At 68.8% G+C, this 20069-nt stretch carries 15 protein-coding genes; 13 read left to right on the forward strand and 2 right to left on the reverse strand.

Features of this window, described 5'->3' with window-relative positions:
* Nucleotides 1–37 precede the first annotated feature (37 nt).
* A complete protein-coding gene (locus O7631_RS14310) occupies nt 38–1504 on the forward strand; it encodes an endo-1,4-beta-xylanase (protein WP_278144663.1) in 1467 nt (488 codons plus the stop codon).
* 489 nt (nt 1505–1993) lie between these two features.
* Entirely contained in the window at nt 1994–3382 is a 1389-nt protein-coding gene (locus tag O7631_RS14315; RefSeq protein ID WP_278144664.1) for an RICIN domain-containing protein, read from the forward strand.
* A gap of 75 nt (nt 3383–3457) precedes the next feature.
* On the opposite strand, the gene O7631_RS14320 is transcribed toward O7631_RS14315, so the two are convergent.
* Complete coding sequence (locus tag O7631_RS14320; protein WP_269680266.1) at nt 3458–4228, reverse strand: FadR/GntR family transcriptional regulator; 771 nt, start codon at nt 4226–4228, stop codon at nt 3458–3460.
* 145 nt (nt 4229–4373) lie between these two features.
* Between O7631_RS14320 and O7631_RS14325 the strand changes: the two genes are divergently transcribed.
* The 8 genes from O7631_RS14325 to O7631_RS14360 all read left to right on the forward strand — a co-directional run bounded on the left by O7631_RS14325 (nt 4374) and on the right by O7631_RS14360 (nt 12433).
* Nucleotides 4374–5636 (forward strand): extracellular solute-binding protein, encoded by a 1263-nt coding sequence (locus O7631_RS14325; protein ID WP_278144665.1) that lies wholly within the window; start codon nt 4374–4376, stop codon nt 5634–5636.
* 4 nt (nt 5637–5640) lie between these two features.
* Nucleotides 5641–6621, forward strand: coding sequence for a sugar ABC transporter permease (locus O7631_RS14330; protein WP_278144666.1), 981 nt, complete (start codon nt 5641–5643; stop codon nt 6619–6621).
* On the forward strand, nt 6621–7448 hold the full coding sequence (locus tag O7631_RS14335; RefSeq protein WP_088990680.1) for a carbohydrate ABC transporter permease: 828 nt from the start codon (nt 6621–6623) through the stop codon (nt 7446–7448). The genes O7631_RS14330 and O7631_RS14335 overlap by 1 nt, the downstream gene beginning before the upstream one ends.
* A gap of 1 nt (nt 7449) precedes the next feature.
* Entirely contained in the window at nt 7450–8670 is a 1221-nt protein-coding gene (locus O7631_RS14340; RefSeq protein ID WP_278144667.1) for a mandelate racemase/muconate lactonizing enzyme family protein, read from the forward strand.
* A 109-nt stretch (nt 8671–8779) separates the two neighbouring features.
* The gene (locus tag O7631_RS14345) at nt 8780–9805 is read left to right on the forward strand and encodes an alcohol dehydrogenase catalytic domain-containing protein (protein WP_278144668.1); all 1026 of its coding nucleotides are present in this window, start codon (nt 8780–8782) and stop codon (nt 9803–9805) included.
* On the forward strand, nt 9802–10563 hold the full coding sequence (locus O7631_RS14350) for an SDR family NAD(P)-dependent oxidoreductase (protein WP_278144669.1): 762 nt from the start codon (nt 9802–9804) through the stop codon (nt 10561–10563). Before O7631_RS14345 ends, O7631_RS14350 begins: the two co-directional genes overlap by 4 nt.
* Nucleotides 10560–11438 (forward strand): amidohydrolase family protein, encoded by an 879-nt coding sequence (locus tag O7631_RS14355; protein ID WP_278144670.1) that lies wholly within the window; start codon nt 10560–10562, stop codon nt 11436–11438. The genes O7631_RS14350 and O7631_RS14355 overlap by 4 nt, the downstream gene beginning before the upstream one ends.
* Nucleotides 11435–12433, forward strand: a complete 999-nt coding sequence (locus O7631_RS14360; protein WP_278144671.1) for an aldo/keto reductase — start codon at nt 11435–11437, stop codon at nt 12431–12433. Before O7631_RS14355 ends, O7631_RS14360 begins: the two co-directional genes overlap by 4 nt.
* A 94-nt stretch (nt 12434–12527) precedes the next feature.
* On the opposite strand, the gene O7631_RS14365 is transcribed toward O7631_RS14360, so the two are convergent.
* Nucleotides 12528–16076 carry a ThuA domain-containing protein gene (locus O7631_RS14365; RefSeq protein ID WP_278144672.1) on the reverse strand — a complete coding sequence of 1183 codons (3549 nt, stop codon included), beginning with the start codon at nt 16074–16076 and terminating at the stop codon, nt 12528–12530.
* Between the two features lie 524 nt (nt 16077–16600).
* On the opposite strand from O7631_RS14365, the gene O7631_RS14370 reads away from it, so the two are divergent.
* The 3 genes from O7631_RS14370 to O7631_RS14380 are packed head-to-tail and all read left to right on the forward strand — an operon-like array spanning nt 16601 to nt 20066.
* Nucleotides 16601–18112, forward strand: a complete 1512-nt coding sequence (locus O7631_RS14370) for a sugar ABC transporter ATP-binding protein (RefSeq protein WP_278144673.1) — start codon at nt 16601–16603, stop codon at nt 18110–18112.
* Entirely contained in the window at nt 18109–19080 is a 972-nt protein-coding gene (locus tag O7631_RS14375) for an ABC transporter permease (RefSeq protein ID WP_278144674.1), read from the forward strand. The genes O7631_RS14370 and O7631_RS14375 overlap by 4 nt, the downstream gene beginning before the upstream one ends.
* A gap of 2 nt (nt 19081–19082) precedes the next feature.
* Nucleotides 19083–20066, forward strand: a complete 984-nt coding sequence (locus tag O7631_RS14380; RefSeq protein ID WP_278144675.1) for an ABC transporter permease — start codon at nt 19083–19085, stop codon at nt 20064–20066.
* The last annotated feature ends 3 nt before the right edge of the window (nt 20067–20069 follow it).

Raw genomic sequence — 20069 nt, forward strand, 5'->3', positions numbered from 1 at the left:
ATCACCACCACCGATGCATCCACTGAAAAGGAACGACATGAAATCACGCAGAACGTTGCTGGCGGCGGCGACCCTCGCCGTCGCCCTCACCGCCGGCATGACAGTGGCGCTGACTCCCGCATCCGGCGCCGGCACGACCCTGAAGGCGGCCGCCGCCGAGAAGGGCCGCTACTTCGGCGCGGCGGTCGCCGTCAACAAGCTGTCGACCAGCGCCTACACGACGATTTTGAATCGTGAGTTCAACAGTGTCGTGGCCGAGAACGAGATGAAGTGGGCTTCCAACGAGCCGCAGCAGGGGGTGTTCAATCACTCCAGTGGTGATCGTCTGGTCAGTCATGCGCAGGCCAATGGCATGAGCGTGCGGGGTCACACGTTGTTGTGGCACGCGCAGCAGCCGGGTTGGGCGCAGGGCATGTCCGGCAGTGCGTTGCGCAACGCGGCGATCAACCACGTGACCCAGGTCGCGACGCATTACCGGGGCAAGATCTACGCCTGGGATGTGGTGAACGAGGCGTTCGCCGACGGTGGTTCGGGTGGGCGGCGTGACTCGAACCTGCAGCGGACCGGCAACGACTGGATCGAGGCGGCGTTCCGGGCCGCGCGGGCGGCGGATCCGGGTGCGAAGTTGTGTTACAACGACTACAACACCGACGGGATCAACGCGAAGTCGACGGGGATCTACAACATGGTGCGGGACTTCAAGTCCCGTGGTGTGCCGATCGACTGTGTGGGCTTCCAGTCGCACCTGGGCACGTCGTTGGCGTCGGACTACCAGGCCAACCTGCAGCGGTTCGCCGATCTCGGCGTGGACGTGCAGATCACCGAGCTGGACGTGATGACCGGCGGCAACCAGGCCAACATCTACGGTGCCGTCACCCGTGCCTGCCTGGCTGTCTCGCGGTGCACCGGCATCACCACGTGGGGCGTGCGTGACTGCGACTCGTGGCGTGGCTCGGACAACGCGCTGCTGTTCGACTGCAACGGCAACAAGAAGGCCGCGTACACCGCCGTGCTGGACGCCCTCAACGGCGGCTCCACCCCGCCGACCACGCCCCCGCCGGGCTCCGGCGTGGACACCAGCGCCTGGTACGTGTTGCTCAACCGGAACAGCGGCAAGGCCCTGGACCTGTACGCCTCGGCGACCAACGACGGCGCGCGGATCAGCCAGTGGTCGCGGAACAACGGCGTCAACCAGCAGTGGCAGTTCGTGGACTCGGGGGGCGGTTACTACCGGCTGAAGTCCCGGCACTCCGGCAAGGTGCTGGACGTCTACAACTTCTCCACCGCCGACGGCGCGGCGATCGTGCAGTGGAGCGACGGCAACGGCACCAACCAGCAGTTCCGGATCGCCAACTCGTCGGACGGGTACCTGCGTCTGCTCAACCGCAACAGCGGTAAGGCCATCGAGGTGCAGGGTGCGTCCACGGCGGACGGCGGCAACATCGTCCAGTACGCCGACTGGGGTGGCACCAACCAGCAGTGGCAGTTGGTCCGGATCGGATAGCGACCGGACGAGTCAGGTGACAGGACGGCGGCCCGCCCCCACCCGGGGCGGGCCGCTGCTTGTGCCCGCTGGGGAGGTGCCGCTCGCCCGATCGACGCCACCCCATCGTCCATCGACTGTGAGCGATAACAAGAGCTACGTCAAGTCACTGCTCCGTCGCGGCGCGAAGCTCGCAGGGCCGCTGCCAGCACCCATGCTGCCGGCCGTGGAGAACCTCGCGAAATCGATGTCAGTCGTTTGACGTATGACGTCGTTAACGCTAATTTTCACCCGCGGACCACTGGCTGCCCGGAGCCGGCTCGGCACCGCACACCCGGCGCGGGCCTGCTCCACGTTCGGTCCGTGGCCTGGGCCACGGTCGCTCGGCGGCGGCCGCATCTCGTTCGTAAACCCCTCAGACGTGCTGACGCCACCACCAGTCGCCGGCACACACCCCAGGGCACGCGCGTGCTTTCTGCTCGTGGGTCGCCCCGATCGAAGGAGTGGACCATGAAGGTCATCGGTGAGGCCCGTCCCGCCTCCCCACCACGGCATCGCTGGCGGTCAGGGTTGGCCGCGGCAGCGGCAGCGGTCATGGCGGCCAGCGCGCTGGTCGCTGTCAACCAGGCCCCCGCGGCGGCGGCCACGGTCGACACCAACGCCTGGTACGTCCTGGTCAACCGCAACAGCGGCAAGGCCCTGGACCTGTACGCCTCGGCCACCAACGACGGCGCGCGGATCAGCCAGTGGACTCGCAACAACGGTGCCAACCAGCAGTGGCAGTTCGTCGACTCGGGAGGCGGCTTCTACCGGGTGAAGTCCCGGCACTCCGGCAAGGTCCTCGACGTCAGTGGTTTCTCGACCGCCGACGGCGGTGCGATCGTGCAGTGGTCCGACCTCAACGGGACCAACCAGCAGTTCCGCCTGGCGGACTCGGACGGCGGCCACGTCCGACTGATCAGTCGGCACAGCAGCAAGGCGGTGGAGGTGCAGGGTGCCTCCACGGCCGACGGCGGCAAAATCGTGCAGTACGCCGACCACGGCGGTGCCAACCAGCAGTGGCAGCTCGTCCGCACCGACGGCGGCACCACCCCGCCACCGACCGGTGGCAGCGGCTGCGGCAAGGCGCCGACCCTGTCCAGTGGTACGCACACGATCCAGAGCAACGGCAAGAGCCGGACGTTCACCCTGCGGGTGCCGGCCAACTACAACAACAGCAACCCGTACCGGCTGATCTTCGCGTTCCACTGGCGGGGCGGCACCATGCAGGACGTCTCTTCCGGTGGCACCAGCGGAACGCCGTGGTCCTACTACGGTCAGCAGGAGCAGTCGAACAACAGCGCGATCCTGGTCGCGCCCCAGGGCTTCGGCAACGGGTGGGGCAACTCCGGCGGTGAGGACATCGTCTTCGTCGACGACATGATCAGCCGGATCGAGAGCAGCCTCTGTGTCAACCCGCGGCAGCGGTTCGCCCTCGGCTTCAGTTGGGGCGGCGGCATGAGCTACGCCATCGCCTGCGCCCGCGCCACAGTGTTCCGGGCCGTCGCGGTCATCTCCGGCGGGCAGATCAGTGGGTGCAGTGGTGGAACGCAGCCCATCGCCTACTTCGGGCTGCACGGCATCTCGGACAACGTCCTGAGCATCGGACAGGGGCGATCGCTGCGCGACACGTTCGTGCGCAACAACGGGTGCACCGCCCAGAACCCGCCCGAGCCGGGGGCGGGCAGCCGCACCCACATCACCACCACCTACTCGGGCTGCCGGTCCGGGTACCCGGTGCAGTGGGCGGCGTACGACAACGGTCACATGCCAGGCCCGGTGGACGGCACCTACGCCGAGAGCGGCATCACGACCTGGACCAAGGGTGAGATCTGGAGGTTCTTCTCGCAGTTCTCCTGACCCCGGTCGCCGGCGAGGCCGGCGCTGACGTCGGCGGCAGCGTCCGCTCCTGTGCCCGGGGGCGTGCGCTGCCGCTCAGCGTTGCAGTCGAACCGGCTTGCCCGAACCGCTGCGGCGGACCAGCCACGCCTCGGTGATGTGGGTGAACATCGCCTCGGCGGCGCCCTCGGAGTCGTGTGCGGCGATGCGCTCGTAGATCCGCCGGTGACCCTGGTTCGACGCCACGCACAGCGAGCGCTCGGTGCGACCCATGTAGCTGGCGGTGTTGATGACCTGGCTCTCCAGAGCGCGTACGACGCCGCGAGCGATGCGGTTGCCGGACGCCTGCATGATCGTGTCGTGGAAGGCCCGGTCGTGTTCGTGGTACGTCACGTGGTCGTCGACCAGGTCGTCCATTCCGTCCACCATCTCGCGCAGGCGGTCGATGGTTTCGGCGTCGGCGAGCCGGGCGGCGACGTTCGCCATGTCGGATTCGAGCACCCGTCGGGTCACGACCAGGTCGTCGAGGATCGCGAGGGTGTCGTCCTCGGCGATGGTGGCCGCGAGGACGAGTTCGTCGAGCATGTCCCACTGTGACGGTGGGGTGACCATGGTGCCGGCGCCCTGGCGGACCTGCACCAGCCCCTTCTCCTGAAGGATCTTGACGGCCTCGCGGACGACGGTCCGGCTCACCGAGAAGGTCTCGCAGAGGATCGGCTCCGGAGGCAGGGATGTTCCCGACGGGTGTACGCCACGAACGATGCGCTGTACGAGCTCGGCGGTGACCGCCCGGGCGAGGTTCGTCGGTCGACGGACCCATGCCGGGGCCGCCGGATTGGTCAGGGCTGTCTCCTGAGCTGGCGTCATGTCCCCTCCGAATGACCCGCCGTGGCACGACGTCCTCGCCAGTCTACGGCCGAGTATTGACGTCACACGTCATACGAGTTACTTTCCGATCAACGATGGCAGACGGTAGCGCCGTCGGCCACCCCACTTTCAGAGGTGACAACTCATGAGACAGCGCGCAATATGGTCGGCCGTCTTCGTTGTTGGACTGGCCCTGACCGGCTGTGGAAGTGCTAGCGACTCGAGCTCGTCCAAGAGTTCCGAGGGCAAGTTGGTGGTGTGGGACTGGAAGTCCGGCGAGCCGTTCGCCAAATCGTATCTGGACAAGGCGAAGGCCGACTTCAAGAAGAAGCACGCGGACGTCGAGGTCGAGTTCGTCGCGCAGCCCTTCGATCAGTACTACACGTTGCTCGGTGCGGCGATCCAGTCCGGCAAGGGTCCGGACGTCATGATGTTCAACGGTGGCGGCCAGATCCGCGACCGGGTGGACGCGCTGGTGCCGATCACCGACTACGTGGCCGAGGACAAGCAGCGACTGGCCGGCTGGGACGCGTTCACCAAGGACGGCAAGGTCTACGGCGGTCCGGTGACGCTGCAGGGCTACCCGATCTATTACAACAAGGACATCTACCGGAAGGCCGGCCTCGACCCGGCCAGCCCGGCCACCACCTGGGACAAGTTCGTCGCGGACTGCGCCGCCGTCTCCAAGGCCGGCTCCAAGTGCTTCGCCCTCGGCAACAAGGAGGGCGTCGGCATTCAGTTCTGGCTCTCCAGCATGGGGTCGGTGACCCTCACCGCCGCTGAGTACGACGCCTGGATCACCGGCAAGCGCGACTGGAACTCGCCCAACGTGAAGCGGGTCTTCGAGCTCTGGAAGGAGACCGGGGACAAGAAGATGAACACCGACGGGGCCAACTCGACGGCGATGTTCAACGACTCCTTCGCGGCCTTCCAGTCCGGCAAGGCCGCCCACGTCATGGGCCTCATGTCGGACGTCGGGCACTGGAAGTCCTTCAACGAGTTCCTCACCCCGGAGAAGCTCGGCGTGATGAAGCCCCCGATCGTCACCGCCGGCACCACGCCGAGCCTGCCGTATGACGGTGGCATCGGCTACGCGGTCGCCAAGTGGACGAAGGACCCGAAGGTGGCCGCCGACCTGGTGCGCTCCCTGACCTCGGCCGAGGCGTTGAAGGCGTTCTACGCCGACGCCGGCGCGATCGCCGCCGACATCACGATCGACGTGTCGCAGGCCGGCCCGGCCGCCTCCACGATCGTGAGTGAGCTGAAGACCGGTAAGCCGGCTCTGCACGTCGCGCTCTCCTCGAAGACGATCGACCTCATGGGGCGCCTCTCCCAGCAGCTGCTCAGCGGTTCGATCACCGTCGACGAGGTGGTGAAGCAGTTGGCCGCTTCCGACCAGGCGGGCTGACCTCGTGTCGATCGGAAACACGCAACCGTCGGTCCGCCTGGCTTCGGCCGGGCGGGCCGGCGGCCCGGCGGTCACCTCCTCCGCCCGCAGCGGTGGCACCCGTCCCCGTCGCACCCGGGGCGGCCTGGGGGCCGAGCGCTTCGCCCCCTACATCCTGGTCGCGCCGGCCGTCCTGATCATCGTGGCGCTGCGGCTCTACCCGCTGATCCTCGGAGTCAACTTCTCCTTCACCGGCGACGGTGACCAGAACGGGGAAGCGGTCGGTTTCGGCAACTACCAGGAGTTGTTCTCCGATCCGCTGTTCCGCACCGCGTTGGGCAACGTCGGTCTGCTGGTGTTGCTCCTTCCGGTGGCGGTGGCGATCCCCGGTCTCCTCGCCACGTTCATCTACCTGCGGGTGCCGGGCCACCGTCTCTACCGCAGCGTCTACTTCTTCCCCGCCGTGCTCTCACCGGTCATCGTCGGAGCGATCTTCAACCTGCTGCTCGCCTTCGACGGCCCCGTCAACGCGGTCCTCGGCGCGGTCGGTGTCGGCCCGGTGGACTGGCTCGGTGACCCGGACATCGCGATGTTCGTGGTGGCGGGCGTACACATCTGGGCCACCTTCGGGATGGCCCTGGTGGTGTTCCTAGCCGGCTTCGCCACGCTCGACGCCGCGCTGTTGGACGCCGCCCGGGTGGACGGCGCGTCACTGCGCCAGGTCGTCTGGCACGTGATCGTCCCGAGCCTCTCGCGGACCATCCAGTTCGTCTTCGTGACCACGATGATCGGGATGCTGACCTCCATGTTCGGGTTGCTGTTCGTCATGACCAGCGGCGGTCCGGAAGGCTCGACGTACCTGCCGGAGTACTACATCTGGATCCAGCAGGGTCAGATGAACCGGCCGGCGCTCGCGTCCGCCGCGTCCACGATCCTCTTCGCGATCATGCTCGTGGTGGGCATGTTGCAGATCAAGCTGCTCGAACGATCGGGAAAGGTGGACTGATGTCCCGCGTCCGACTGGGACGGTGGATGGTCGCCATCCCGATGTCACTGCTCGCGGTGGCGACGATCTACCCCCTGCTCTTCACCGCCAACGTCGCGTTGAAGACCCGCCGGGACTACATCCTGGACCGGTTCTCCCTGACCAGCACCCTGCAATGGGAGAACATCAGCACGGCGTGGACCAGCGTCGGCATGGGCCGCTACTTCGTCAACTCGCTGGTCGTGGTGGCGTCGTCGGTGCTGCTGCTGCTCCTGATCGGGTCGATGGCCGGCTTCGCGCTGAGCCAGTTGCGGTTCCGTGGCTCGTCGGCGTTGTTCCTGGGCTGCCTCGCCGGGCTCTTCATCCCGTTCCAGGTGATCATGGTGCCGCTCGCGCGGATCATGGCCGACACCGCGCTGATCGACACGTATCCGGGTCTGATCCTCGTCTACGTGGCCCAGTTCCTGCCGTTCACCGTCTTCCTGATGACGAGCTACTACAAGGGCATCCCACCGGAGATCGTCGACGCCGCCCGGATCGACGGCAACACCGTCTACGGCGTGTATCGCCGGATCATGCTGCCCCTGGGCACCCCCGCGCTGCTGTCGGTGGGCATCCTCAACACGCTGTTCTGCTGGAACGACGTCCTCATGGCGCTGGTGATGATGCCCTCGGCCGAGAACCGGACGCTCATGATCGGGGTGACCTCGTTGCGAGGGCAGTACTCCGACAACATCCCGACGTTCGCGTCCGGGGTGCTGATCGCCGCGATACCCGTCCTGTTGGTCTACCTGTTCCTCCAGCGCCAAATTGCCGACGGCGTCGCCGCCGGTTCCACGAAGGGTTGACATGCGGATCACGGGATTTCGGACGCTCACCACGGTCCAGGAATGGGGGCGCCCCGTCGGCGACGCCAATGGCGTGTTCGCCGACGGGGTGGTCCCGATCTCGATCGTCCTCGTCGACACCGACGAGGGCATCACGGGCGTGGGCCTCGGGCCGCACGTCGAGATCGAGCGGATCTTCGCTGCGATCGAGGGCGAAGACCCCCGTGCGGTGACGACCCTGTACGACCGCATGTTGCGGCACACGTTCAAGGCCGGCCACGCGGGGCCGGTGTTCGGCACCATCGGCGCTCTCGACACCGCGTTGTGGGACATCAAGGCGCAGGCCGCCGGTGAGCCACTGTGGCGGCTGCTGGGCGGACGGGACCGGCGGGTCAACGCCTACGCCTCCGGCCTGGACATCGGGTTGACCGACGACGAACTCGTCGCGGCGTACGAGGTCTACGCCAGCCACGGCCTGCGCGCCGCCAAGCTCAAGGGTGGCCTCGACATCGAGCGGGACCAGCACCGGCTCGGCCTGGTCAGAGACGTCCTCACCGAGGCCGGGCACGGCCGACGAGCGGGTCTGATGCTCGACGTCAACGAGGCCTGGACCCGAAAGCAGGCCGTGCGGCACGTCTGCGAGATCGAACGCTCCCTCGACCTGATCTGGATCGAGGAGCCCGTCCGGCGGTGGGACGCCGAGGGTCACGCCGCCGTCAGTCGGGGAGTGCGCGCGTCGGTGGCCACCGGGGAGAACCTGACCGGGCTCGAACAGTATCGCCCGCTGATCGCCGCCGGCGCTGTCGACGTCGTCCAGATGGCCGCCGTCTGGGGAGTCACCCACTTCCTGCGGGTGTCCGCCCTGGCCCACGCGCACGACCTGCCGGTCAGCCCGATCGGTAACAGCCCGGTCGGGCTGTTGCACGCCGCGACCTCGGTGCCGAACCACCTGACCAGCGAACTGCAGGACCTTCACCGACCGGTCGGTGTCTCCATCGACCTGCACGTCGAGGACGGCGCGTTCATCCTCGGCGACTCACCCGGGCTGGGCGTCCGCGTCGACGAGGAGCTGATCCGGGTCGCCAACCGCCGCCCGCAGGCGCAGACGGCCGACACCCCCAACGTACGGCCGGAGCTGGCCGGCCGCTGGTTGCTGGCCGGCGTGGACGGTATCGTCGCCGGCCATCCGGTGCCCGTCGTGTCGCTGAACTCGCACAACGAGGTGGCGCCCACCGGGCGGTAGTGAGCTGAGCACCACCGAAGGAGGAGCGTGGGTGCACCGCCGCGGCGGTGCACCCACGGCCATGCTCGGTCGGCACGACCGACGTACCGACCGTCGAGACGGAGGATCGATGAAGGCAGTCGTCTACCGGGGGGCTCGTGACCTCGGAATCGAAGACCGCGAACCGGCGCCACCCGGTCCCGGAGAGGTGCGGATCGACGTGGCCTACACCGGAATCTGTGGCACCGACCTGCACATCTACCACGGCGACATGGACGCCCGGGTCGGTGACTCCGCGATCATCGGGCACGAGATGTCCGGACGTGTCGCGGCGGTCGGCGCGGACGTCGACGGCGTGACCGTCGGCCAGCCCGTCACCGTGATGCCGACCCGCCCGTGTGGACGGTGCGCGGCCTGCCGGCGCGGCACCTCGCACATCTGTCACGCCATGAACTTCCTCGGTATCGACTCACCCGGCGCCATGCAGTCCTCCTGGAACGTGCCGGCGGAACTGGTCCTGCCACTGCCCGAGGAACTACCGCTCGACCACGCCGCGCTCGTGGAGCCGGTCGCGGTCGCCGTGCACGACGTCCGGCGGGGGAAGGTCTCCGCCGACGACCAGGTGGTCGTGGTCGGCGGTGGGCCGGTAGGCGTGCTGATCGCGACCGTCGCGCAGAGCCGGGGCGCGCGGGTGCTGCTGGTCGAGCCGGACCCGTACCGGCGTGAGGTGGCCGGCGCAGTCGGAATCGAGGCCGTCGACCCGGGGTCGACCGACGTCGTGGCCCTCGTCGGCGACCGCACCGACGGAGCGGGCGCCGACATCGCCTTCGAGGTGTCCGGCGCTGCCGCCGGTGTCACCACGGCTGTCGACGTGCTCACCACCCGGGGCCGGTTGGTGATGGTGGCGATCCACCCCAGGCCCCGCGAGGTGAACCTGCACCGGTTCTTCTGGCGCGAACTGGAGCTCCTCGGCGCCCGGCTCTACCAGCGCGACGACATGGAGGAGGCGATCCGGCTGGTCGCCTCGGGCGCGATCCCGGCACGACAGCTCATCTCCCGGGTCGAGCCGATCGACGCGGCCGCCGCCGCCTTCACGGCGCTCGAAGGTGGCGGCGTGATGAAGGTGCTGCTCGACGTACAGGGAGGTAGCAGGTGACCGCGCTGTTCGACCTGTCCGGTAAGACCGCGGTGGTCACCGGGGCCCGGCGTGGCATCGGTCTCGCCATGGCCGAGGCCCTGGCCCTGGCCGGTGCCGACATCGTCGGCGTCTCCGCCCAGCTCGAAGCGAGCGGCAGCGAGGTCGAGGCCCGCGTGCAGGCCGCCGGTCGACGGTTCACCGCGCTGCGGGTCGACCTCGGCGACCGGGCGGCAGTGCACGGCCTGGCCCGTGACCTCACGGCTCTGGGACCGGTCGACATCCTGGTGAACAACGGTGGCACGATCGCCCGTACTCCGGCCGCGGAGCACCCGGACGAGATGTGGGACCAGGTGATCGAGGTGAACCTCAGCAGCCAGTTCGTCCTGAGTCGGGAGATCGGCCGGACGATGGTCGAGCGCGGCCGAGGGAAGATCATCTTCACCGCGTCGCTGCTGAGCTTCCAGGGCGGCATCACCGTCCCCGGGTACGCCGCGTCGAAGTCGGGCGTCGCCGGCCTCACCAAGGCGTTGGCCAACGAGTGGGCCGCCCACGGGGTGAACGTCAACGCCATCGCACCCGGCTACATCGCCACCGACAACACCCAGGCGCTGCGCGACGATCCCGACCGTAACCAGGCGATCCTCGGTCGGATCCCCGCCGCCCGCTGGGGTCGCGCCGACGATCTCGGAGGCGCCACAGTGTTCCTGGCGTCGGCGGCGTCCGACTACGTCAACGGGATCGTGCTGCCCGTCGACGGCGGTTGGCTGGGCCGATGACCGGCGGGCAGGGGCCTCGACGAGCCGGGATCGTCGACGCGCACCATCACCTCTGGGTCCGCGCACGGCACCCCCAGACATGGATCGACCCGGTGACGATGGCGGCCATCGACGCCGACTTCGAGCCCGCCGACCTCGCGCCGCTGGCCCAGGCGGCCGGGGTCACCGCGACAGTGGTGGTGCAGTCCATCGCCTCCGAGGCGGAGACGGTGGACCTGCTCGGCATCGCGGCCGGGGACACCCTCGTCCGCGGTGTCGTCGGCTGGGTGGACCTCACCGCCGCCGACGTCGTCGCCCGCATCGACCGCCTGCGGGCCGCACCGGGCGGAGACCGCCTCGTCGGCATCCGTCACCTCGTGCAGAGCGAGACCGACCCGGCGTACCTGGACCGTCCGGACGTCCGGCGGGGGATCGAGGCGGTGGGTGCGGCGGGCCTGGTGTACGACCTGCTGGTCCGCCAGCACCAGCTGGACATGGCCGCGCGCCTGGCGCACGACCTGCCGGAGGTGAACTTCGTCCTCGACCACCTGGGCAAGCCCGCGCTGGGCCGTCCGGAGATGACGGAGTGGACCCGCGGCCTGCGGGCGCTGGCGGACGCGCCCAACACCACGGCGAAGATCTCCGGTCTGGTGACCGAGGTCGATCGGTCGCCCTGGACGCCGGGAGACCTCCGACCGGCCGTCGAGGCCGCACTCGACACGTTCGGGCCGGACCGACTGATGTACGGCTCGGACTGGCCGGTCTGCCTGCTCGCCAGCTCGTACGCGCGGTGGGTCGAGGCGCTGGCGGAGTTGCTGGGCGGCCACGACGAGGCCGACCAGGCACCGATCTGGGCCGACACGGCACGCCGCGTCTACGGGCTGGAGGCGTCATGAGGGCACGGGCACTGCCGCTCCGCCCGCAGGTACGCCTCACCGACCTGGGCTTCGGCGCGGCCCAGGGCGGCAACCTGTACCGGACGACGACGGACGAGGAGTTCGCGTCGGCGGTCGACACCGCGTGGGAGGCGGGCGTCCGGTACTACGACACCGCGCCGCACTACGGGCTGGGGCTGTCCGAGCGTCGACTCGGCGCTGCCCTGCGTGACCGACCACGTGACGAGTACGTCGTGTCGACGAAGGTCGGACGACTCCTGGTGCCGTCCCCGCAGGACGCGCACCTGCGGGACTCCGACGGGTTCGACGTCCCGGCCAGCCACCGGCGGGTCTGGGACTTCAGCCGCGACGGCGTCCTCCGCTCGATCGAGGCCAGCCTGGAGCGGACCGGGCTGGACCGGGTGGACGTCGTCTACCTCCACGACCCGGACGACCACTGGGAGCAGGCCGCACGCGAGGCCGTACCCGCCCTGGTCGAGCTGCGTGACCAGGGCGTCGTGGGCGCGATCGGCGCCGGCATGAACCAGTCGGCGATGCTGGCGCGGTTCGTGCGGGAGACCGACGTGGACGTGTTGATGTGCGCCGGGCGGTACACCCTGCTGGAGCAGGGGGCGGCGGACGACCTGTTGCCGGCCGCCGGCGACCGGGGCGTGGGCGTGGTCATCGCGGGCGTCTACAACTCGGGGCTGCTGTCGCGGGAGCGGCCGCCAACCGATGCCGTCTACAACTACCAGCAGGCGCCGGCGGAGCTGATCGAGCGGGCGAGACGGATCGCGGCGGTCTGCGAGACGTACGGGGTGACCCTGCCGCAGGCGGCGCTCGCCTTCGTCCGCAGGCATCCGGCAGTGGTGTCGACTGTCGTCGGTGTGCGCGACGGCGGGCAGGTGACCGAGACGATGCGGCGGTTCGGGACCGTCGTACCCGAGGAGCTCTGGGGCGCGTTGGCGCAGGCGGGTCTGCTTGCCGCGCAGCCCGGCCCGGACGAGGCCGCGTAGCGCGGCTGGGAAAAGGCGTCCCGGCCGGGACCGGCTCCGATCATCGGATACCGGTCCCGACCGGGACGTCATCTCTTACCGCGACAGCCGCAGGTCAGAGGGCGGTGAACCGCCACTGCTGGTTCGTCGCGTTGGTGCAGTTCCACTGCAACACCCGGGCGCCGTCGGCCGTGGAAGCGCCGTTGACGTCCATGCAGAGCCCGCTCAGCGCACTCTTCACCGTGTACACGCCGGAGGTTCCCGTCGCGGTGGCGGTGAACTTCTGCTGGTTGCCGTTGTTGCAGGTGGCCTGCTGGAGGAAGGCACCCGCCGCGGTCGAGCTACCGATCACCTCGACGCACTTGCCGCTGTGCACGGCCTTGAGGTAGAGCGCGCCGTTACCGGCGTCGACCGCCTGCCACCTCTGGTTGTTGCCACCGGTGGACGCCCACTGGGTGATCTGGGCGCCGTCGGCGGTGGAGACACCGCTGACGTCCAACAGCTTGTTGCTGTGCTGTGCGGTGACCGTGTAGGTCTTACCGGCCAGGCCGGTGCCGGTTCCGGTGCCGGGTGTCCCGACGCCGTTGCCGCCGAAGGTGTGCGAGTCAACATCGAACGAGTTGTTGGCGTTCTTGAACACCATGTAGAGCGTGTGCGTCCCGCCGAGGGCGGCGACGCTCACCGGTGTCGTGGACTGGTAGTTGTCCCAGCCACCCGTGCTGGGCACCGTGGTGGTGGCCAACAGGGTGCCGGTCGGCGAGTCGGCCCGCAGCTCGATCGAACCGCCACCGGAGGGCGACGACAGCCGGTAGCTGACCGTCGAGATCCCCGACAGGTTCATCGGGGTGAACGCGATCCAGTCATTCGAGGAGATGTCACCGATGCGCTTGGTGCTCTCCGCGGCCGCCTGGTCGACCACCCGGATGCCGGACTGGCTGCTGAAGTACTCGGACTGCTTGTGCTTCGGCTGCAGGATCGCCTGTGCGGTGCCGGTGAGCGGCGCACCACCGCTGGGGCCACCGTTGTCGGTGTACCGGGCGTTCAGCACGTAGAACAGGTTGGCGCCATCGGGGTGTCCGCCGAGCAGGTCGGTGGAGATGGTGCCCGAGCAGCCCGGGTACTCGGTGGTCTCGTGGGCGTGGTCGTCGTGACCCAGCGCCGGGTTGAGGAACACCTTCGAGCAGTCGACGGTGCCGCCGTCCGGATCGGTAACGGTGATCTGGTACGGCACCTTGTCACCGAAGGTCAGCATGCCGCCGTTGCCCGGTGTGGTGATGGTGAGCACCGGGGCGCTGTTGCCGACGGTGATCGGGACGTTGGCGAAGCCGGTCTTGCCGGCGCTGTTGGTGACCTTCAACTGGGCGGTGTAGTTGCCGTTGGAGGTGTACACCTTCGACGGGTTGGCCGCCGTCGAGGTGGTGCCGTCGCCGAAGGTCCACAGGTAGCTCAGCGTGCCGCCGTCCGGGTTGGACGTGCCGGCGCTGCTGAACTGGACGGTCAGCGGTGCGCTGCCGCTGGTGGGCGTGCCGGTGGCCTTGACGATCGGTGACCGGCCGCCCTGGTTGTAGTCGATCCGGTAGAGCCCGGAGTCGCTGTTGCCGCCGCCGAAGTTGGTGCCCCACTCCAGCAGGTAGAGCGAGCCGTCCTTGCCGAACTCCATGTCCATCGGCTTGTTGAACCGCACGTTGGGCAGGAACGGGTTGGTGCGGGTGACCGCCGAGGAGGAGTCGAAGTGCACCTCCTTGACGTAGTTGCGCGCCCACTCGTAGAAGAAGTGCACGCCGTCGTAGTAGGGCGGGAACTTCGTCGCGGAGGGGTTCGACGCGTCGTACCGGTAGATCGGCCCACCCATCGGCGCGGAGCCGCCGGAGCCCAGCTCCGGGAAGGTCGGCGAGGTGCCGTAGCCGTACCAGATGTTCGGCGCGACGACGGGCTTCAGGCTGGTCAGACCGGTGTTGTTCGGCGAGTTGTTGACCGGCGAGGAGCAGTTGAACTTGGAGCCGACGACGCCGGTGTCCGGGTTGAACGGCGCGTACGGCTGGTTGTCGCCGTGGCAGAACGGCCATCCGTAGTTGCCGGCCTGCTTGATCACGTTGAGCTCGACCAGGCCCTCCGGGCCACGGTTGGTGGTGGGCGGGTTGCGGTCCGGGCCGTAGTCGGCCAGGTAGACCCAGCCGTTGGCCGGGTCGATGGAGAAGCGGAACGGGTTGCGGAAGCCCATCGCGTAGACCTCGGGCTTGGTCTGCGCGGTGCCCTGGGGGTAGAGGTTGCCCGACGGGATGGTGTAGCCACCGTTGGCCGAGGGCCGGATGCGCAGCAGCTTGCCCCGAAGGTCGTTGGTGTTACCCGCGCTGCGCGCGGCGTCCAGGTTGGACTTGCCCGACCGCCAGTCCAACGGGGCGTAGCCCTGCCAGTTCGGGTCGAGGTTCGGCGGCGTGTCGTCGCCGGTGCCGATGAAGAGGTTGCCGTCCGGACCGAACTTGATGTAGCCGCCGGTGTGGCCGGGCTCCGGGAACGTCCGGTCCCGGTACGCGGGGATGTCGATGATCGTCACGCCGCTGGACGTGTTCAGCGTGTCACCGCTGACCGTGTAGCGGGAGACCCGGTTGACGTCGGTGCTGCTGCTGGCCGGCGAGTGGTACAGGTAGATGTAGCCGTTGGTGGCGAAGTTGGGGTCCAGCGCCATGCCGGTCAGGCCGTCCTCGCCGCCGGTGTAGACGCTGAGCGTGCCGGCGGTGACGGTGCTGTTGGTGGAGGGCTTGAAGATCTTCACCTGGCCGCCGCGCTGGACGTAGAAGACCCGGCCGTCCGGTGCCACACCCAGCGCCATCGGGTCGACGGTGTTGTCGTCGAGGGTGCGCTTCTCGAAGTTGCCCCAGACGGTGCCGCCGCAGTCACCGGCGGCGTTGCCGGCCGCCCACTTGATGCCACCGAGCACGTGATTCTGGAAGTTCGCCTCGCTGTAGGAGCCGATCGCGTGGCCCATCGCGGTGGCCCACACCCGGCCGCCGTTGGTGTTGCGGCACCAGGAGATCGGATGATCAGGGCCCATCGCCCGGGATCCCGGGTTGTACGTGCGCTCGTCGGCGGTCACCAGTACGTGCACGTTGCCGCGCGGGTTGGCGTCGAAGTTGTACCACTCCTCGCTGCGGGTCCACCGATCCGGCAGGCTGGCCGTCGACGGGTGCTTCTTGTCGGCGACGATGGCGGTGCCCTGGAGCACGCCGGGGGAGTGCTCGGGCATGTGGGCGCCGGCGTTGATGGTCTGGTCCCACCACGGGTATTCGCTCTCGATGCCCATGTCGGTGGCGTTGTGGATGGCGACGATGCCCTTGCCGCTGGCGAGGTAGCCCTCCACCGCCTGGCGCTGCGCCGCCGAGGTCCAGACCATGCCGGAGGTCTGGAGCATGACGATCACGTCGAAGGTCGCCAGGTTACTGGCGGTGAAGACGCTGGAGTCCTCGGTCGCCACCACTTCGAAGTTGTTCGCGGCGGCCTGCTGCTGGATCATGCTGATCCCGGCGGGGATCGAGTCGTGGCGGTAGCCGGTGGTCTTGCTGAACACCAGGGCCCGGAAGGCCGGAGCGGCCGACGCGGGTGGGGCGAGTCCGAGCGCCAGCAACAAGCCGGCGATCACTGAGATGAGCAATGTGTTGCGACGCATGCCGTCTCCTAGGTTGGGCGGGTGGTGGGGGTGTGACCACGAGCACCACGCTGCGTCAGGTTGTGCCTGCACGCGCGGGTGGGCGTGAGCGGTCTGGTCTGTCCTCATGCCGTTCGCCGCAACGGCAGTCAGACCCGCGGGACATCACCCAGCGTGACGGTCGCCGTGGTTCTCGTCCCGTGGTCCACGAGGTCAGGATGAGCTAGAGATCCATGACTGTCAATTAATGAAGTGACGTCCGACGTTCTGCCCGGTTGACGACGGCCGTCATCGACCTCCCCGCTGCGGCATCGCTGCCGGTCTGGTTGCCGGACCTGGCAATCGGCCCCGGTCGAGGATTGCGGACCAGCATCCAAACATCTATCTTCATACGTGTGATGTTTCGTCGATGTCAAGGGAATGTTCGCGATAGAAGAACGTAAGCATCCATCGGTACCTACGAAAGTTCGATGGCTGTCGCTTCGAAGTCGCCGTAGCGTTTGATCGAATCTTGTTGATGACTACTGTCTGTGAGGGCTTTCGGAATGTCAGACCCACGGCCGGTGCCGTTACTCAACCTCCGGGGCATCGGCAAGTCCTTCCTTGGCGTACGGGTTCTCGGCGATGTCGACCTGGACGTCGCGCCGGGCGAGGTGCACGCCGTGGTCGGCGAGAACGGCGCCGGTAAGTCGACCCTCATGAAGATCGTCTCGGGCGGTTACGCTCCGGACGAGGGCACCGTCGAGTTCGCCGGCGAGCAGCGCACGTTCCGTGGTCCGCGCGACGCGCAGCGGGCCGGCGTCGGCATCATCCACCAGGAGTTCAACCTTCTCCCGGAGCGCACCGTCGCGGAGAACGTCTACCTGGGGCACGAGCCGGTCCGCCGCGGGCTGGTCGACCGTCGGGCGATGCTCGACCGCACCACACAGCTCCTCACCTCGATCGGTGAGACCGCGCTGCCGGCGGACGCCCGGGTGGGCCAGCTCGGCGTCGCACAGCAACAGGTCGTCGAGATCGCCAAGGCGCTCGCCCTGGACGCCCGCCTGCTCATCATGGACGAGCCGACCGCCTCGCTGGCCGACCACGAGGTGGAGCTGCTCTACGGGTTGGTGCGCCGACTCCAGGAACGAGGCATCGGCCTGCTCTACGTCTCGCACCGGCTCGCCGAGGTCTTCGACCTGTCCAGCCGGATCACCGTCCTCAAGGACGGCCGCCGGGTCACCACAGTGGACACCACGGCCACCAACGCCGACGAGCTGGTGCGCCACATGGTCGGCCGGGAGCTGTCCAGCTACTACCCGGACCGGGCCGCCCCCGAGGACCGCGGCCCGGTGCGGCTCAACCTCCGGGACGCCGGCAACCGCAAGCTGCACGACGTCAACCTCCAGTTGCGCGCCGGTGAGGTGCTGGGCATCGGCGGCCTCCAGGGCTCCGGGCGTTCGGCGCTGGCCCGTGCGATCTTCGGGGTGACCCCGTTTACGACCGGTGACGTCACCGTCGACGACCGACCGGTCCGGCTGCGCTCGCCCCGCACCGCGATGCGGGCCGGCATCGCGTACGTCACCGAGGACCGCAAGGGCGAGGGGATCGTGCCCCGGCAGTCGGTGCTCGACAACGCGCTGCTCGCCAGCCGCGCTGTCTTCGCGGCCCGGTCCGGTCGTGCGGCCCGCACGCAACGCCTGCGCGAACTGCTCGCCGCCGTGGAGGTCCGCTCCGCCGGCGACGACCAGGAGATCCGCTTCCTGTCCGGCGGAAACCAGCAGAAGGTCGTACTGGCCCGCTGGCTCGCGCTCAACCCGCGGATCCTGCTCTTCGACGAACCGACCCGGGGGATCGACGTGGGCGCGAAGTCCGCCATCCACGACCTCGTCCGCAGCCTCGCCCGCGACGGCGCGGCCGTGCTGATGATCTCGTCCGACCTGCCGGAGCTGCTGGGAATGAGCGACCGCATCGTCGTCATGCGCGACGGGCGCGTCGCGGGCGAGCTGCCCGCCGGCGCGACCGAGGAGGACGTCGTCGCCCTGGCGGTCGGCACCGTACGGGAGGCCGCCGCATGAGCGCCCTGTCGCTCCTTCCGGCCCGCCGCCCCGTGCCGGGCGTCTTCGTGGCCCTGTTCCTCACCCTGGCGATCGGCTGGCTGGTCGTCCTCGTCGACGGCGGTCAGCTCTTCAACCAGTCCACGACGGTGAGTCTGCTGCACGTCGCGGCCGGGCTCGGGCTCGTCGCCGTCGGTCAGACCCTGGTCATCCTGGGCGGCTCGCTCGACCTGTCGGTGGCGTACGTCATCAGCCTCAGCACACTCGTCGCCGCCGAGACGATGAACGGCAGCGACGGCGCGCTGGTGCCGGCGATCGGCCTGGCGCTCGCCGTGAGCGCGGGCATCGGGCTGCTCAACGGGCTGCTCGTCACCAAGTTCCGGGTCAACGCGTTCATCGCGACGCTCGGCGTCGGGCTGCTACTCAAGGGATACCTCGACAACGGGTACGACGGCCCGGCCGGCACCACCTCGCCCTCGCTCGTGCAGTCCCTGGGCTACCAGCGCGTCGGTCCGGTGCCGGTGTCGTTCCTGCTGCTGCTCGCCGTGACCGCCGCAGCCTGGTTCGCGCTCTCGCGGACCCGGTTCGGGCACCACCTGGTCGCCGTGGGTGGCGACCCGGAGGTGGCCCGGCTCTCCGGTGTCCGCAACGACCGCATTCTCGTCACCGCCCACATGCTCTGCTCGATGTGCGCGGGGCTGGCCGGCATCTACCTCGCCAGTCGGCTCGGCTCGGGTGCGCCCCGGGTCGGCACCGAGGGCCTCTACGACCTGGAGTCGATCGCCGCCGTGGTGATCGGCGGGACCGCCCTCGCCGGTGGTCGCGGCGGCGTCATCGGCACCCTCGGTGGGGTGCTGCTGCTCGCCAGTATCGACTCCATCTTCAACCAGCTCGAGGTCGACGCCTTCTTCAAGCAGGTGATCCGGGGCGTCATCATCATCGCCGCGGTCGCCGTCTATGCCCGCAGGGCCCTGCGAAAGGCGTCCTAGCCATGCAGACCGTCCAGACCCGTTCGCTGCCGCTGCGGCTCCCCCGGGTGCGTCCCGGTGGTGTCCTGCCGATCCTCGTGATCCTCGGGGTGCTGTTGGTGCTCGTCGGCATTCGACAGCCCGACTTCCTGGCACCCCCCTCGTTGATGTCCTTCCTCGGCCGCTCGGCGCCGATCATCCTGCTCGCCGCCGGCCAGTACTTCGTGATCGTCTCCGGCGAGTTCGACCTGTCCGTCGGCTCGCTGGTCACCGCGCAGGTGGTGGTCGCCGCCCGACTGATCGACGGCGACCCCGGCCGTACCTGGCCGGTGGTCCTGCTCCTGCTCGCCTTCGGGGCGTTCGTCGGCCTGGTCAACGGCCTCGTCACGACACGGCTGCGGGTGCCGTCGTTCATCACCACCCTCGGCATGTTCCTGATCCTCTTCGGGGCGGTCTACCTGTGGTCCGACGGCGCCCCGAAGGGTGCGCTCTCCGAGGAGTTCCGTCGCTTCGGCCGGCGGGCCTTCGAGGACGTGCCACTGCTCGGCCGCGTGCCGTACGCGCTGCTGGTGCTGTTGGTCCTGGCAGTGGTGGCCGTGCTGCTGATGCGGTCTGACTTCGGGCGCACACTGGTCGCCGTCGGCGACAACCCGCGCACCGCCGAGTTGAGCGGCGTACGCGTCTGGCGTACCCGAACCCTCGCCTTCATCCTCAGCGGCCTCGCGGCGGCGGTGGCGGCGATCCTGCTCGGCGGCTACAGCGGGGTGTCGTTCCAGGCCGGGTCCGGCCTGGAGTTCGGCGCCATCACCGCCGTCGTCCTCGGTGGGGTCGCGTTGGGCGGAGGTCGCGGCGCTGTCGTCGGCGCGATGCTCGGCGCGCTGACCCTCGAACTGCTGTTCGCCCTGATGAATTTCTACGGCGTCTCCGGCGCCCTCAGGTCGGCCGTCCAGGGCGGGATCATCCTGCTCGCCGTGGCGGTCTCCGCAACGCGTTCTTCGTCGAGATAAAGA

This window comes from Micromonospora sp. WMMD967, assembly GCF_029626165.1.
GTDB lineage: Bacteria > Actinomycetota > Actinomycetes > Mycobacteriales > Micromonosporaceae > Micromonospora > Micromonospora taraxaci.